Source organism: Paenibacillus sp. 7516 (assembly GCF_002272715.1).
Taxonomy (GTDB): Bacteria; Bacillota; Bacilli; order Paenibacillales; family Paenibacillaceae; genus Paenibacillus; species Paenibacillus illinoisensis_A.
Window position 1 is genome coordinate 92,289 of sequence record NZ_NPBI01000008.1, and the last position, 15,205, is coordinate 107,493.

Annotated in this window: 13 protein-coding genes; 4 read left to right on the plus strand and 9 right to left on the minus strand. The window is 45.1% G+C overall.

All coding sequences use genetic code 11. From position 1 onward, the window contains the following. Window positions 1-15: 15 nt before the first annotated feature. The 8 genes from CHI14_RS08915 to CHI14_RS08950 all read right to left on the minus strand — a co-directional run bounded on the left by CHI14_RS08915 (window position 16) and on the right by CHI14_RS08950 (window position 8,973). Window positions 16-801 (minus strand): class I SAM-dependent methyltransferase, encoded by a 786-nt coding sequence (locus CHI14_RS08915; protein ID WP_095288081.1) that lies wholly within the window; start codon window positions 799-801, stop codon window positions 16-18. Between the two features lie 162 nt (window positions 802-963). Continuing rightward, window positions 964-2,931, minus strand: a complete 1,968-nt coding sequence (locus CHI14_RS08920) for a PTS fructose transporter subunit IIABC (protein WP_095288082.1) — start codon at window positions 2,929-2,931, stop codon at window positions 964-966. Window positions 2,932-3,017: 86 nt separating this feature from the next. After that, window positions 3,018-3,929, minus strand: coding sequence for a 1-phosphofructokinase (gene pfkB / locus CHI14_RS08925; protein WP_095288083.1), 912 nt, complete (start codon window positions 3,927-3,929; stop codon window positions 3,018-3,020). Window positions 3,930-3,931: 2 nt separating this feature from the next. Then, window positions 3,932-4,678 (minus strand): DeoR/GlpR family DNA-binding transcription regulator, encoded by a 747-nt coding sequence (locus tag CHI14_RS08930; protein WP_095288084.1) that lies wholly within the window; start codon window positions 4,676-4,678, stop codon window positions 3,932-3,934. Window positions 4,679-4,941: 263 nt separating this feature from the next. Then, window positions 4,942-5,316, minus strand: coding sequence for a hypothetical protein (locus tag CHI14_RS08935; RefSeq protein WP_141236651.1), 375 nt, complete (start codon window positions 5,314-5,316; stop codon window positions 4,942-4,944). Between the two features lie 238 nt (window positions 5,317-5,554). Continuing rightward, window positions 5,555-6,982 carry an NAD(P)-binding domain-containing protein gene (locus CHI14_RS08940; protein WP_095288086.1) on the minus strand — a complete coding sequence of 476 codons (1,428 nt, stop codon included), beginning with the start codon at window positions 6,980-6,982 and terminating at the stop codon, window positions 5,555-5,557. A gap of 396 nt (window positions 6,983-7,378) precedes the next feature. Next, window positions 7,379-8,332 (minus strand): SDR family NAD(P)-dependent oxidoreductase, encoded by a 954-nt coding sequence (locus CHI14_RS08945; protein WP_170948063.1) that lies wholly within the window; start codon window positions 8,330-8,332, stop codon window positions 7,379-7,381. A gap of 119 nt (window positions 8,333-8,451) precedes the next feature. After that, complete coding sequence (locus CHI14_RS08950; protein ID WP_095288088.1) at window positions 8,452-8,973, minus strand: TetR/AcrR family transcriptional regulator; 522 nt, start codon at window positions 8,971-8,973, stop codon at window positions 8,452-8,454. A gap of 405 nt (window positions 8,974-9,378) precedes the next feature. Between CHI14_RS08950 and CHI14_RS08955 the strand changes: the two genes are divergently transcribed. The 3 genes from CHI14_RS08955 to CHI14_RS08965 all read left to right on the plus strand — a co-directional run bounded on the left by CHI14_RS08955 (window position 9,379) and on the right by CHI14_RS08965 (window position 10,865). After that, the gene (locus tag CHI14_RS08955) at window positions 9,379-9,798 is read left to right on the plus strand and encodes a MarR family winged helix-turn-helix transcriptional regulator (protein ID WP_095288089.1); all 420 of its coding nucleotides are present in this window, start codon (window positions 9,379-9,381) and stop codon (window positions 9,796-9,798) included. A 30-nt stretch (window positions 9,799-9,828) separates the two neighbouring features. Next, window positions 9,829-10,479 carry a nitroreductase family protein gene (locus tag CHI14_RS08960; protein ID WP_095288090.1) on the plus strand — a complete coding sequence of 217 codons (651 nt, stop codon included), beginning with the start codon at window positions 9,829-9,831 and terminating at the stop codon, window positions 10,477-10,479. 89 nt (window positions 10,480-10,568) lie between these two features. Then, window positions 10,569-10,865, plus strand: a complete 297-nt coding sequence (locus CHI14_RS08965; RefSeq protein WP_095288091.1) for a putative quinol monooxygenase — start codon at window positions 10,569-10,571, stop codon at window positions 10,863-10,865. A 454-nt stretch (window positions 10,866-11,319) separates the two neighbouring features. Here the strand turns inward: CHI14_RS08965 and CHI14_RS08970 are convergent, their stop codons facing one another. Continuing rightward, window positions 11,320-12,804 carry an amidase family protein gene (locus CHI14_RS08970; RefSeq protein ID WP_095288092.1) on the minus strand — a complete coding sequence of 495 codons (1,485 nt, stop codon included), beginning with the start codon at window positions 12,802-12,804 and terminating at the stop codon, window positions 11,320-11,322. A 222-nt stretch (window positions 12,805-13,026) separates the two neighbouring features. Here CHI14_RS08970 and CHI14_RS08975 point away from each other — a divergent pair, with 222 nt between their 5' ends. After that, window positions 13,027-14,529, plus strand: a complete 1,503-nt coding sequence (locus CHI14_RS08975) for a hypothetical protein (RefSeq protein WP_095288093.1) — start codon at window positions 13,027-13,029, stop codon at window positions 14,527-14,529. The last annotated feature ends 676 nt before the right edge of the window (window positions 14,530-15,205 follow it).

The following is a 15,205-nucleotide window of genomic DNA, read 5'->3' on the forward strand; positions in this document are numbered from 1 at the left end:
GTTGCATCTCTTGAACTATCTCGCTTTTGAGGCTTGAATGAGTACACTCTCTCCCCCGAAGCTTGACAGCTTATTCGGTACTGACTCTTCAAACCGGAAGAACTTTTTAATGACCGAAGGTGCACAGAGCATGCTGGCTTCCAGCTCTCCTGCATCTGCTTCCGGCAGCCCGGCACGCTTGCACCAATCTTCGAAGAGGAAGGTTTTCTCGAAGGAAACCATCGCTTCCACGCGATATTCCGCCATTTCCATCATTCGAATCCACTCCGACTTGCGCCATGCACGAACATGACTGGGATCGCGGCGCTTCTCTACTTCATTGTAGAATTGATCATATTCATCACGCTCCGGTGCCACGTTGTCTATCAGCAGCAGTCTTCCGCCTGGTTTCGTTACCCGGAACGCCTCCGTTAGAAAAGAAAAAACATCGGGAAAATGGTGCGCAGCGATCCGGCAGGTGACGATATCGAAGACATCATCTTCGAAGGGTAAATGTTCCGCATCTCCCAGTACAAAATTCACGTTCTGATGACCACTCTCCCGTATAAAGCGTTCAGCTACCTGAAGCATCTCCTCTGTCAAATCCAAAGCCATTACCTGCTTAACAAGAGGGGCCAGTGCACACGCAACGTGCCCTCCTCCCGTTGCTATATCAAGTACATGCATATCAGGACTTGCCCCAGATGAAGCCACCAGCACATCTAGATCCTTGCCCTTAGCATGCAGGGGACTGGTCACATACTTCTCGGCATTTTTGCCGAATTGCTGCTGCACTTGTCCTTTCATTCCGTCATGAGTCATACTGCTTCCTCCTTGCCTAATGTTCCGATAGATGAAACATCGTTTCAAAAGTTAAATTATTGTAACTATTTTAGCACAGATCAGGGCCAAGCGAAAATAAAAAGCATTCCCTGAATGAAGCCACTCAGGAAATGCCTTGGTATTGTTACATTAGAACACTGCTTATTTTACAACCTTTGGTGACTTTTTCCACAATCCCAATATCAGACCCGAGATTACTGCACCAATCGCAACGGCTAGCAGGAACAACAGAGCATGGTTAGCCAGTGCTGCTACGAAGATTCCTCCGTGCGGAGCCGGTACGTTAATGCTCCAGAGCTGTGTCAGTCCACCTGCAACGGCCGAACCAATGATACAGGATGTCAGTACACGCAGCGGGTCTGCCGCAGCGAATGGAATGGCACCTTCAGTAATGAAGGATAATCCGAGAACATAGTTCGTTAAGCCGGATTTGCGTTCTTGTTCCGTGAATTTGGACTTAAAGAACGTGGAAGCCAGAGCGATGGCCAGAGGTGGCACCATCCCGCCTGCCATAACGGCAGCCATCCAGGCACCGTCCGTGTTGCCGCTGGATGTGAATACACCAATGGCAAATGTATAAGCTGCTTTGTTGAACGGTCCACCCATATCAATGGACATCATGCCGCCAAGCAGCAATCCAAGCAATACAGCATTTCCTGTTCCAAGATTTCCAAGTGCATCTACAAGCCACGTGTTAAGCGAGCCAAAGATCGGATCGAAAACATAATAACTGATTGCACCAACAATGAGCAATCCGAGTACAGGATACAGCAGAATGGGTTTCAGACCGTCAATAGCTTTAGGCAAGCCTCTGAGCAGCTTACGCAAACCGATAACAACATAACCAGCAAGGAAACCGGCAGCAAGTCCGCCAAGGAAACCGGCATTGGAGTTCACGGCCATCAATCCACCAACCATACCTGGCATCAGGGCTGGACGGTCACCAATACTCATTGCGATAAATCCGGCCAGTACCGGAATGAGGAAGTGGAATGCACCCGTTCCGCCGCCAATCGTCTGCAGCAGCTGGAAGAGAGGATTATCCTCGCCCGCAAGCTGTTCGATCAGGAACGAAATCGCAAGGAGGATTCCTCCACCCACGACAAACGGAAGCATGTGTGAAATCCCGTTCATCAGATCCTTGTAGATCTTGCTGCCTACGCTCATTTTACTCGCACTCGCTCCGTCTTCCTTCCCATTGCTGCCGCCTTGGCTGCGATAGATCGGAGCATCTCCATTCACCGCTTTGCGAATCAACTCTTCAGACTTACGAATTCCGTCGCTTACCGGTCTTTGCAGTACCGGCTTGCCGTCAAACCGGGCCATCTCGACATTTTTATCTGCCGCGACGATAACCCCTTTGGCACGAGCAATCTCATCTGCGGTCAGAACGTTCTGGGCTCCCTCGGAACCATTGGTTTCTACACGGATATTAATGCCCATTTCCTGAGCTTTCTTCTTGAGTGCATCCTCAGCCATGAAGGTATGCGCAATTCCCGTTGGACATGCTGTAACCGCTACGACGAAATCTTCGGAATTCTCATTACCTACAATGACGCCAGGAGTTTGCTGCGGTGCAGAACCCGCTTCGCTTGCGGCTTTTGCAGCCTTTTCGGCTTTCGCTTTCTCCTTGGCAGCTTCTTTCTCCGCCGCTTCCTCCTGCTTCGCATCAAATAATGCACTTACTTCTGCAGGCGTATCCGTATTCATCAGTTGAGCAATGAAATCGCTATCAATCAGCAGCCTGGAAAGAGCAGCGAGTGTGCGAAGATGGGTATTACCTGCACCTTCAGGAGCAGCAATCATGAAAAAGATATGAGCCGGCTCATCATCAAGCGCTGCAAAATCCAATCCCTTTTTGCTTTTTGCAAATACTACTGTTGGTTCATTCACTGCAGATGTCTTCGCATGGGGCATGGCAATACCGCCGCCAATTCCTGTGCTGGACTCTGCTTCCCTTTTATAGATCATTTCCTTAAACAGAACTGGATCATTAATGCGTCCACTGTTGTTCAGACTTGCAATGAGTTCATCAATTGCTTCATCTTTGGTTGTGGCTTGCAGGTCCATGATCATCGTTTCCTGGATCATCAGGTCTGTTATTCTCATCTGTTACACTCCCCTTGAGTTCAGTCGGCCTGCGCTTGTCAGGCCGAATTTATAAATTACAATTGGCTTACCTCTGAAATGTTGATCTACAATTTGGTGATGGTAACCTCGCCTCGAAGCTCTTCAATGAAATCGCGTGTAGCAAGATCATCCGAGAAAGCCGTTGCACTTCCGGAAGCGACTCCCGTTCGGAAGGCTTCAAGGATGTCTCCATTTAATACATAAGTGCCTACGAATCCTCCGATCATGGAATCTCCAGCCCCAACCGAATTTTTCACCTTTCCTTTTGGCACACTCGCGTGGTACACATCTGATCCCGTAATCAACAGGGCTCCATCTCCGGCCATGGAGATTAATACTTGCTTGGCCCCTGCTTCCAGAAGCTTGCGACCGTACAAGACCAGCTCTTCCCGAGTTTCGATATTTACCCCGAAAAGTTCAGCGAGCTCGTGATGATTCGGCTTCACCAGCAATGGCATATGCACAAGTGCTTCCATTAACGCCGGTCCAGTGGTATCAATGACAAACTCTGCACCCGTCTGCTTGCAGACCTGAATGAGACGATCATAAAAATCAGTTCCCAGGGATGGGGGAACGCTGCCCGATAGAACGACGATATCTCCCGTTTGCAGCGAGGATAGTTTCTGCAGCAGTTGTGCTGCTTCTTCTTCACGAATGGCTGGGCCAAGACCGTTAATTTCTGTCTCGTCTCCATGCTTCAACTTGATATTGATTCGCGTATCATCCGCAATGGTAACAAAATCAGTCTGTATCTGATCTGCCTGCAACTTGTCATTAATGAAACGACCTGTGAATCCACCAAGGAATCCAATCGCCGTGTTATCTGCTCCCAGCTGATTCAGCACACGTGATACATTGATGCCTTTACCACCTGGAAGCTTCAAATCCCGATTCATGCGATTCAAACCGCCGAGCTTCAGGTCATCCACTTCCACGATGTAATCAATGGAAGGATTAAGTGTTATCGTATATATCATTGTTATCCCTCAATTATTTTAGTTTTCTGCTCTATTACGGCTCGCCAGTGCGCTGGCATCTGCTCGGTAATCAGATCAGCCTCCTCCAGCTCAAACAACTTGGCAAACGTAATTTCACCGATCTTGCTGGAATCTGCCAGCACATAAGATTTCCCGGACAATTGATGCGCCCTTCTCTTAATCAAGGCTTCCTCCGGGTCAGGAGTTGTATACCCCATCTCGGGATCTACACCGTTGGTTCCAAGAAAACATTTATCAAAACGGAAGTTGTCCATATTTTGTAATGCAATACTTCCGATGACGGCTTTGGTATGGATTTTCATCATGCCACCAAGCAAATAACTGCGAATCCGCTTGCTAACGAGCGCTTCCACATGGGATAAACCGTTGGTCACCACGGTTACGTCCTTGGCTTCAATATAGGGGATCATGGCCAGCGTCGTCGTACCTGCATCCAGATAGATACAATCGCCATTTTCGATCTCCTGTGCAGCCAAACGAGCAATCGTCACTTTTTGTTGAATGTTTTTGGATGTTTTCTCTTCCATACCTGGCTCAAGCGTTTTTTCATTCATCAGCGCTGCCCCGCCATGGATGCGTTTCAGCATCTGACGGCTCTCCAAGTCAATTAAATCGCGTCTTATCGTTGATTCGGACGCACCAAGCACGTCGACAAGTTCCTGTAATTTAACTATCCCTTGTTGATGTAAGCGCTCTATAATTGCAGCATATCGTTCTTCAGTCAGCATCTTCATTCCTCCAACTGCTTCTATAGTAACATAAATTCCGCAAAAAACAATCATTTTCGTTCAAAATAATTTATAAACCTTCAGAAACTTGCATCTTTCGACTTTTGCACTCCATTATCTCCCATAATATTAACTAAAACGTTCACAATCATCCAATACTAAAATCCTATACCTGTGTCCCTGTATCTTACCAAGTCTATCCCTTGCCTGTTTACATCAAAAAATCCTGCAGCCGTTCATCGCATACAGGATCATCTCAGGCATTACTGGTTTATTCCCGGTTTGGGTTTAAGCCATTCTCCTTCTTCATTTATAAACGCACCCTTGAAACGCCCCATTTCGAGCTGTTCAATCAGCTTCTGCTCATCGGTAGCCAGAATCTCAGCGAGCTGTTCAGAGGTGTAATAATCATCGGGGTCATATTCCAACCAGAGTGGAACCGCCGTATCATACAATTCCTTCATCATATTTTCAAACGATTGTCTTCCCAGATCCTCCATATCCTTATAAAACTGCAGAGGATGAGATACCATATTTCGAAAAGACTTGTTCTCCAGATTCATCCAAAGTGTATTACAAGCCTGTACACTCATATAATTTTGCTCGACATCGAAGAACTGAATATCTTCGATCTTCATGTATTTCTCCTGGAATGCAACAATCTTGATTATGGGTACACCTCGCTTACGTGAAGCTTTCTTTAAGTGAGCTCTAAACTGTTCGTAGGTCATTTCTTTCATCAACGTACACCTGCCCTTTACATGTTCCATTCGACATTTTACAACAAAACCATGCAGAGTGTAAGTTCTCCTACAAAATAAACAAACCGCACAGCAGAAACTCACTGTACGGTTTGTAATCTAGAATAAAGTTGGTTCAGCTGGGAACGCTGCTTTTTACCCAAGATGCTGTGAACTCCTGCTCATCGTAATCAAAAAATTGCTGTAAGATCGTCTCCCGATCATCCAAAAACAGCTGGTCCGCTATGGCTGACACCAGTTTGGGAACTGCGCTTTTGGTACCCGAGATAGCAGAAGCGGACAGACCACAGCTTGCAAGTGCAGAGTAATTGAAAACAAACAGCCCGTGCAGCTGTGACTCGCCTGCTTCACTTCGGCTCGTCATGGCAAATCCGGAAGTAAGAAAGGGATGGGTATCCAGCAGCTCATTGCGCTGTTCAGCCGGCGCTTCATAACAATCCGCCCAACGAGCAATATGACTTTCCACCAGTTTAAGTTCCGGCCGCAAAGCAGGATCACTTAGCAGCCCCGTACTAATCACCAGAAAATCAAAAGCAAATTTCCCCTTGGCTGTTGTCACTACGGCTCCATCCTCGTTTGCTTCCACACCGAGCCAGGGTGAATTCAAATGCAGTTCAAAGCCCGGCCAGGCTGCTGCCCGGTTGAAGGTATCATTGGTTGGGGGTTGATTATATTGAAAAAAGTGTGAAATGACCGCGTATTTATCAGCTGCCCCTAATGCATGAAAACGTTCAATCATCCCGGATTGCTCCATCTGGCGTATGGGATTGACACTTGGCAGTTGTGCTCGCCGCACAAACACATGTGCTTCAGCAGCTCCTGCAGCAAGCGCAAAACTCGCATTATCAAAAGCGGAAGCTCCTCCCCCCAATACGGCAATTCTTTTGCCGCGCAGCCGCTCAAAATCAATAGCCTCGGAAGTATGTGCATACAGTTCTCTCGGCAGTCGTTCTGCAATCATCGGAGGTACATGCCATTCTCCCCCTCCCTGTATGCCGGTAGCCAGCACGACCTTTCGCGCCAGCAGCGTGCCGGAATCGACACCGGAACCCTCCACATGAAGTCGGTGAATCCCCTCAGAGGCGGGTTCGATCAATTTTAGCTTTACTTCATTGATTACAGGCAGATTCAGCACGTCTCGATACCACCGCAAATAATTCATCCAATCTCCGCGTGGAATCTTGTCCACCGCTTCCCAGCCTTCCAGTCCAAACTGAGCCTCCCACCAGGAACGAAAGGTTAGGGATGGAATACCCAGATCAATGGACGTCAGATGTTTAGGGGTACGTAGAGTCGTCATACGGGCATATGTTTCCCATGGGCCTTCCAGTCCGGCTTTATTTTCGTCAATAACCAAAATGTTAGAAATCCGCTCACGCAGCAGGCCAAAAGCTGCTCCCAGGCCGCTCTGTCCTCCTCCTACAATAATCACGTCATATACATGACCCTCAGCATGTTCCATGGAACGCACCCAGTTTGCACCGCCATAGGCCAAATATGCGAGATCTTCTTTTACTCGTTGATTCAAAGCTTCCAGGCTCATGATCCCCAACCCTTTCAAGGTACATTAATCGATTTCGATTCAATCTCAGTCATACGTTAAGTTTATGTTATATTTAATTCATTTTTTAGTGCTATCGCTGCATCTACGACATTTATATTAGCGTTAGTATATGGGTTGCCTTTACTTTTTTGAATATAACGGAAGCTTTATTGTCATCCAATCTAAAAATAGCTAACATGCTTGTTGACCGTTACGAAATACACCTCCAAATAAATGTTGTCCGTTACTGAAAGTTGGATGTCATCGTTATGACCAAGGCGTGCAAATATAAAAAAGACCCGGGTAATGCTTCCGGATCTGTCTGTCATTCATTAGCAGTATTCATTTATACGCTTTGTTAGTGATTGATCAATTACTAAACATCAAAAATATAACTTACTTTTTCTGAAGCTGTGCAATGGTTTCAGTAATTCCTTCTGCGAAAGGCGTCGCCTGCACAGGACCAATGCTGCGTTCATACTTCTGCCTGCTTAAGACGAGAGGCTCCTTGGTTAAGTATAACATCTCTACGACTTCCTTCATGACCGGGACCCCCAGTCCAATCAGGGACAGTCCTATTTTCCCAAGTGCCATGACTGGTTTTGTCACACCCGCCGCCCTCTGTGCGATCCTAACGATCTCTTTGCCTGCAATAATGCCAGCACCGGGAATATTCCAGTTCTGATTGTATGTGTTCTCCCTGCTTGCCAGTTCCACTACCATAACCGCTGCATCAGGCAGATAGATATATTCCCGAGGTGTTTTCATATTGCCGATGAAAAAAGCCATTTTCCCCTTTGCGATCGATTCAAGTGTTGATCCCAGATAAGAGGCTTCATTCGCGGTCGGACCATAATAATCAGGCAAACGTACAATCATGACCTGTGCTCTGGACCACCTGCTGCTGAATAACATCTGCTCGTAGGCGAGTCTTGTTTTTCCTTTGCGGGTATGCGGTTGTTTCGGATGTTCTTCCGTTACTTCGTTCATTTGCCTTCTCCCGTAGGGGTAGATCCCATCAATGACCACTACTTTCAATCCCAGCTGTTCAGCTGCCTTCATAACGGATTCACCCAGTGGTAGAAGTCTGCTCTCCATCTCATGGTATGGCACGTTGGCACAGTGGAACATCACATCCGCATTCTGGGAAGCAGCGACTATTTCATTCGGGTTAAATGCATCTCCCACAGCGAGCTGAAGATGACCCGGGAAACCCAGCTTAGCAGCAAGCTGTTCCAATTTATGCCGTGAACGTCCATAAGCAACCGTTGCGATCCCCCGCTTAATCAATTCCTGTGTAATGGCAGCACCCGTTCCGCCTGTTGCACCAATAACAATTGCCTTTTTCATCTCCATACATCCTCTCACTCATTTAGTTATTGATCAATTACTTACAACTCCTGAAAACAATATAACGCATATTTAGTAATTGATCAATAACTAATTTTGAAAAAGGGTATTTACCCTTCCTATCTCTCTTTGAGCTCAGGCATATCCAGTGCTATCGAGACATTGCACAACATGCCGATCGCCAGGAAAACCAACGTTCTTTGCTTCGCTTCGGCAATGCCGGCATGGCTAAAAGCATTCAGGACCATGGTTCTCACTTCACTGAACCCTTTCTGCATCGCCTGACGAATTACATCTTCCTGAATGGTCTGAGCTTGCATCTGAAGCAGGATTTCATTTTGGTGCGATTCCAGAATTTTCTCGTATGCGTCTATCAATTCGCGCTCCAGTTGATCCGATGCTGCTGTCTCTACAACCTGTCGAAATGAATCAATGACTCGCGTCCATGATACTTCCAATGCAGACAACAGCAGTGCTTCCTTCGTTTTGAAAAAGCGAAAAATATAAGGCTGCGAAATCTGCGCCCTCTCAGCCACTTGTGCTGTCGTTGCACGGTAGTATCCGATTTCTGCAAATACGTCAATTGCCGCTGAGATAATATCGTTCCGTCGATTAACTGAAGCTGTTGTATCTTTGGCCATGTCACTTCACCTCTAACTGTAGTAATTAATTGATCAATAGCTTAAAGTATATAGGATAACAGCTGTCTTTGTAAAATATAGCCCTTTTCTACTCAAAAGTTCTTCATTTTTATAGTTGATAGCCATTCTGACTTCAATATATTCTCAATATTTATGACTATAACAGGACATCCTACTGCATAGCGTGATTACACAGGAATCGATTAATGTGCATATTTTTTCATATTGTTTTGGGTTGCAAAACGAGAAGTGGCATGATATATTAGTTGAGCAGTCAATGATTGACACATCAATTGTTGAGGCATCCATTATTTTTTTATCACACTGGCATCGTAAATAAGCCACAATCGGATTGTGTGAACATAAGCCGTTGTTCATGTCCAGATTCACCCGGGAGGTCTAGTCATGACACGTATCGTTTCAAAGGAAGAGCAGATTATCAATCTGCTCAATGCACTTGGCAACAAAGTCAGCCCAAAGTTCGAGCGGTGCACAGGAATCAGTTCATCTCGCTTTGAGATTCTGTATGAATTGGATCAGGTCGATGAGATCAACCAATCGATGCTGCAAAAAATCATCAATATCGACAGTGCTGCCATCACCCGCCATCTGAAACAGCTCGAAGCGGACGGCATGGTGACCAGACGCAAAAATCCGGAAGATAACCGGGTTACCTTTGTTCGTCTGACCGATAATGGCCGGAAACATATTGAGGGTTACAAAGTAGAGAAGAAAAATTTTATTCATCAAATACTACATGATTTCAGTGAAGATGAAATTCAGGATCTTGCGAGTTATCTGGAACGCATGCAGAACAATTTTTGATACCTTATATATAGAGGAGAGATCCACTGAATGAGTACCTTTCAAAGTACATTTCAAAAAACAAACGATTTTAACGAGATCACTTACGGCCGTCGTTCCGTTAAACTGTATGATCCAGAGGTAAAAATCAGCCGTGAAGAGATGACCGAGATTCTGGCCGAAGCTTCTCGTGCCCCATCCTCCATCAACCTGCAGCCTTGGCGTTTCCTGGTTGTGGACACAGCTGAAGGTAAAGAGAAGCTTGCTCCTCTTGCCAGATTCAATCAAAATCAGGTGTTGACTTCTTCTGCAGTTATCGGCGTATTTGTTGACATGAACAACATCGAATATATGGAAGAAATCTTCGGCAAAGCGGTAGAGCTTGGTTATATGCCACAAGAAGTAAAAGATATGCAGTTGGCCAAAGTAATGCCTTATTACAAGGCTATGCCAGAATCTGCTCTTCGCGATGTCAACCTGATTGATGCAGGTCTGGTATCCATGCAATTGATGCTGGTTGCCCGTGCTCACGGTTATGATACAAACCCTATTGGCGGTTACGAAAAAGATCAAATCGCTGAAGCGTTCGGTATGGACAAAGAACGCTATCAACCGGTTATGCTGATCTCCATGGGTAAATCAGCCAAAGAAGGTCATCCATCCTACCGTCTGCCAGTTGATACGATTACAACTTGGGCATAATTGATGTATCGCAATTTTCATTGAACTGCGTCACCATTAACTTTTGGCAACAATCCAACAATTTATATACATTACGGAGGTAAACACACATGATTATCATTCACGCACACCTGTCCATCAAACCGGATCAAGAGCAAGCATTCCTTGCAGCAGCCAAAGAACTCGTTGCAGCAACTCGCAATGAAGAAGGCAACATCAGCTACAATCTGAACAAAAGCACTGAGCAAGAACATCAGTATGTCATGATCGAGTTGTGGAAAGACGAAGCCGCTACAGCAGCTCACAACGCGAGTGCTCATTTCCAAGGATTTGTTCAACAAGCAGCAGCATTCATGGCTGCACCGATGAACGTGGAAGTTTTTGCTGGCGAAGCAGTTAAACACTAAAATAAGATTTACATCGGTTCATTGTTTGAGCTTATAAGCTTAAGCTCCCTTGTGGCCTAACAAACAATAATAAGCCGTCTCCAAAGTCATTTGATTTTGGGGACGGCTTTTTGTCTTGGACCAGACGAATGTATGGATCATGCTCCTAAGGTTGATGCGCCTCTCGGGCAGCATCTGTAGAGGGTCGTTTTTGCAATATACACCGATTAACAACGAACCACCTCATATCCCAAAAATTCTAAAATCGATTATACAGGGCAGAGTTGAACATATTCTGAACACAGAAAAGGCGATCATCCACTTCGGTGAATGATCGCCCTAAACTTCACTGGGGAGAGGGATTCCGATAACCGCCACTTCCTTAACCTTTGCATGACAACCCTGTTATGGTTAACGTCTGTTGGTGTTTAGCTGTAATGTAAATTTCAGACATTTTGTTTGATTTTCAAACGGATTAGAGCTCATCTTTAGGTGCAAAACGATACTGAGTCGCTTGTTCGTAAGCGTAAGCTAGTCGGAAAAGGGTCGGCTCACTGTAGGCAGTTCCGACAAATGTAATTCCCTGTGGCCCTTTGGTCGTATAACCATCTTCACCAACGATACCTGTGTCGACGTATTCACCCGGAACGGTTATTACAGGATACCCTGCGCGTGCAGACAAATCGAGCCCTTCCTCGTTACCCAGGAATATTAGCGCATCTAACTCATTCTCACGGATTGCATAGTCAATACCTTGGTCCCGGGAAAGCTGACGATTAAGCTGCAAACTCTCGGCGTACTCCGGTTCAGACAAGGTACCACTTGTTTCATTCGACCAGATCAGCGTATCCTGACCATACTTAAGTGCAACATCAGCATTTGCCTTATTATAAGTGATAAGCTCATCTAACGTTTGAACGTAAGCACCGGAACCCGCTTTGGCCAGATAGTTATTTAACCCTTTTTTAAATTCATATCGCATTACGTCCCAGTCCCACTTCGCACTCTCACAAGGCAATGACACCGGGTCAATAATGATTGCGCCCTGTTCTCTACATACACGGATAGCTCGTTCGATAACTGCTGCCCGTGCTTCATCCAGATCCTTATAGTAGAATCGCGGAACGCCAATTCTTGCGCCTCGCAGTCCGTTCGCATCCAGAAAGGGCGTATAATCTGTATAAGCTTTCCTTCCTTTCTCATGCATCACAGCATCATCCGGATCCACTGCAGTCATCGCACCAAGCAAGATGGCTGCATCTCTGACCGAACGCGTCATCGGGCCGGCTGAATCCTGGCTATAGGTAATGGGGATAATCCCTGTACGACTGACCAGACCGATCGTCGGCTTAAGGCCAACAAGACTGTTTTGCGAGGCAGGACTAATAATGGAACCCGATGTTTCTGTGCCAATGGCGGCGGTACATAGATTGGCGGCTACGGCTGCTGCCGAGCCCGAACTCGATCCCCCAACGAACAACTCTCCAGGACCATAAGGATTCAATGTCTGTCCGCCCCTTGAACTATACCCGGACCACATGGTGCTCGACATAAAATTTGCCCATTCCGTCATGTTTGCCTTTCCCAGAAATACGGCTCCGGCCGCTCTTAACTGTGCAGCCACCATTGAATCTGACTTTGCAATATGTTCTGCTAGCGCGACTGAACCCGCACTGGTATGCATGTGATCTCCTGTATCGATATTATCCTTGAGCAGGATGGGGATTCCATGAAGCGGTCCGCGTACTCCCTGTTCCCTCCGCTCCGCGTCAAGCGCGACAGCTTCCTCAATCGGGTCCGGATTGACTTCGAGTACCGAGTTCAGCTGAGGGTCGAGCCTCGCGATTCTCTCCAAATACCAACGAACGCAGACCTCGGACGATAACAATCCGGATTCCATCGCAGACTGTAGCGAAGTGATGTCTGCCTCTATTAGAAGCTCATTTAACGTTCTATCCATTTATAGTCCCTCCTTTGGGCCATCTACTCCTTATGGTTCGACGAATCTGACTGTTGTCCTCTTGCCTTGCAGCATAGAATGAGAAACAGCATTGATAAAGAGATAGACATTGATGCATCATCTTTTCCCTAAACTAAATCCATTTCCATGATAATCCCTCCCCTAATGGATATGAAGTTATGATATATTTTTAAGGAGAAGCTTTTTTAAGGGAGAATGGTTATGGTTAAACTTTCGCTTTTTGCAATTACCAAGACAATTGAGTGCTTACCACCAAGAATTGTCGATCATCTATACATGTACGTATACAAGGAAACGACCAGCACCTCAAAAGAGACGTGGCTGTTTGAGCTCATCAAGGAACTCTTAATCCAGAATTTTGGATTTGATACGCCTCATCTGGAAGACCACGTTGAGATTCGGGATAAAAATTATCGCAAAAGACAACAGAGCAAAAAGTACTGGCTCAAGAAATTTAAAGAGGAACTGGATTCGGTGCCAAACAATCCTGTTCTGATTGAGATTAGCTCTTGGAAACTTGCGCTGGAGCAAATGAAAGCATCGAATGCGGGGCTGGATATCGTTGCTGAATCCGAAAGATTGATTGGCGTAAAGGACCTGAATGATTTACCCGCTTTACGCTTGCAACAAATTAGTGAGTGGGCAACCACCAGCTCCACCTACCTCACGGACTATCGTTACTTGTCGAGTAAAAAAACCAATCAGATCAAAAAGGCCATCGACACCGATCTGCACTTTATTGTGGCTGATATTATTGATAAACACGATCTAACCAATGCCGTCGATGTGCAGCCTCATGGCCTGATCGAAGATGTCGTTTTTGCGGAAAAATCAACTAACCTGAAGATCCGAATGGAATTGGACGAAATCACCAACAAACAAACCTATTTTGATGATTATGAGATCAGTGACAATGAGTTCCTGCGCACCATTATCAAGGTTGAAGATGGAGATTTCCTGCTCGCGGATAAAAGTCTTACGAAATCACTGGATGGTACTGATCGGGATATCATTTTCTATGTCCTTTCCCAGAAGGATGAATCCTTTTACACGGATCGGACGATCACGGTTGATATATCCAAGCTGGTCAGCAAAGCTTATAATTCTTCTGGGGTAAAAAACTACGTTGAAATTGAGAAAAGATTGCGTAAAATCAGGTCGTTTGGCTTCCAGGCCGTGATTAAGAAGAAGTCCGAAAAGGCAAGATCCGGTTCTGCCGACTGGTCCATATTTGACTCGGTTGTCATCAACTCCAATCCCAATGGCAGACGTTATGCCGAAATTGTTATCGGTACGTACTTCCACCAGCAATACATTAATCAACAGACCGTCAAAATCTATAGAGACAGCCTCAACTCCATTGAAGGAAACATCTCTAAAATTTTGGTCCATGCATTACAGAAAGAGCGTCTGGAGCGGTATGTACAAGGGAACCAATTCATCGATATCTTCCCGCTGAGCTACTTCTTGCGTAAAGTCCGAATGGACAAAAGAAAAACGGAACAAAACATGAAAAAGATCCAGGACGCGCTAGAGGAGTTCAAAAGCCTGAATTTCCTGATTGCCGATTATAAGCGACTTCATTCCTCTTTTGAGATCTCTTTTATTCCATTAACACACACGGAAATGCATGACTTTTTCGATCAAGCCGAGCCGCCTATTCAGCTTACCTTTCCTATACAGACTGAACTTATTGGAGAATGAACCTCATTCTCCAATTTTTTTTGCTTATGTAGGTTTTCCTGTACACCATCTACCCTCATATTAGAAATATTAGCTTTTTATAGTGCTGCTTGATTGAATTTTTATTACTCATTTCTCGTACTGCCATAATATTATTACTTTTTTTTCGTACTTTATTTCGTAATAAAAAAAAATATCCCACTACAACGCCATTAGCGCAATTCCAACACATTAATTTATTACGAAAACAACGTACCTGATTTCATTTTCTTACTTTTTATTCGTACTTCAATTCATTATTCACAATATAAAATGGACTGAAAAGACAGTCTCATTTTTATTACGAAAAACTCGTACTTCGATTCGATGTTTCAAGCTTTGCACTACAGGGTACGGACCTAAATATTAACGTAATTCTCACTTATTTTTCGTACTTTCTAATAATTATTACTCAAAACTCGTACCTTAATAAATTTATTACGAATTCCACGTACTAAAATGACAAAAAAAAAGTTCTAACTTTGTCGAATACAACCTAAATGCAAGCTTGTAGCCCTATTTTTAATTTTCTAACTTTTTTCTCGTACTATATGTATGATCGTAAAAATAGGTTTCATTCTTCATTTCTATTTTTATTACGCATTTCTCGTACTTTTCATGGTGTTCCCAATTAAATAGACGGATGCTATAATCTATT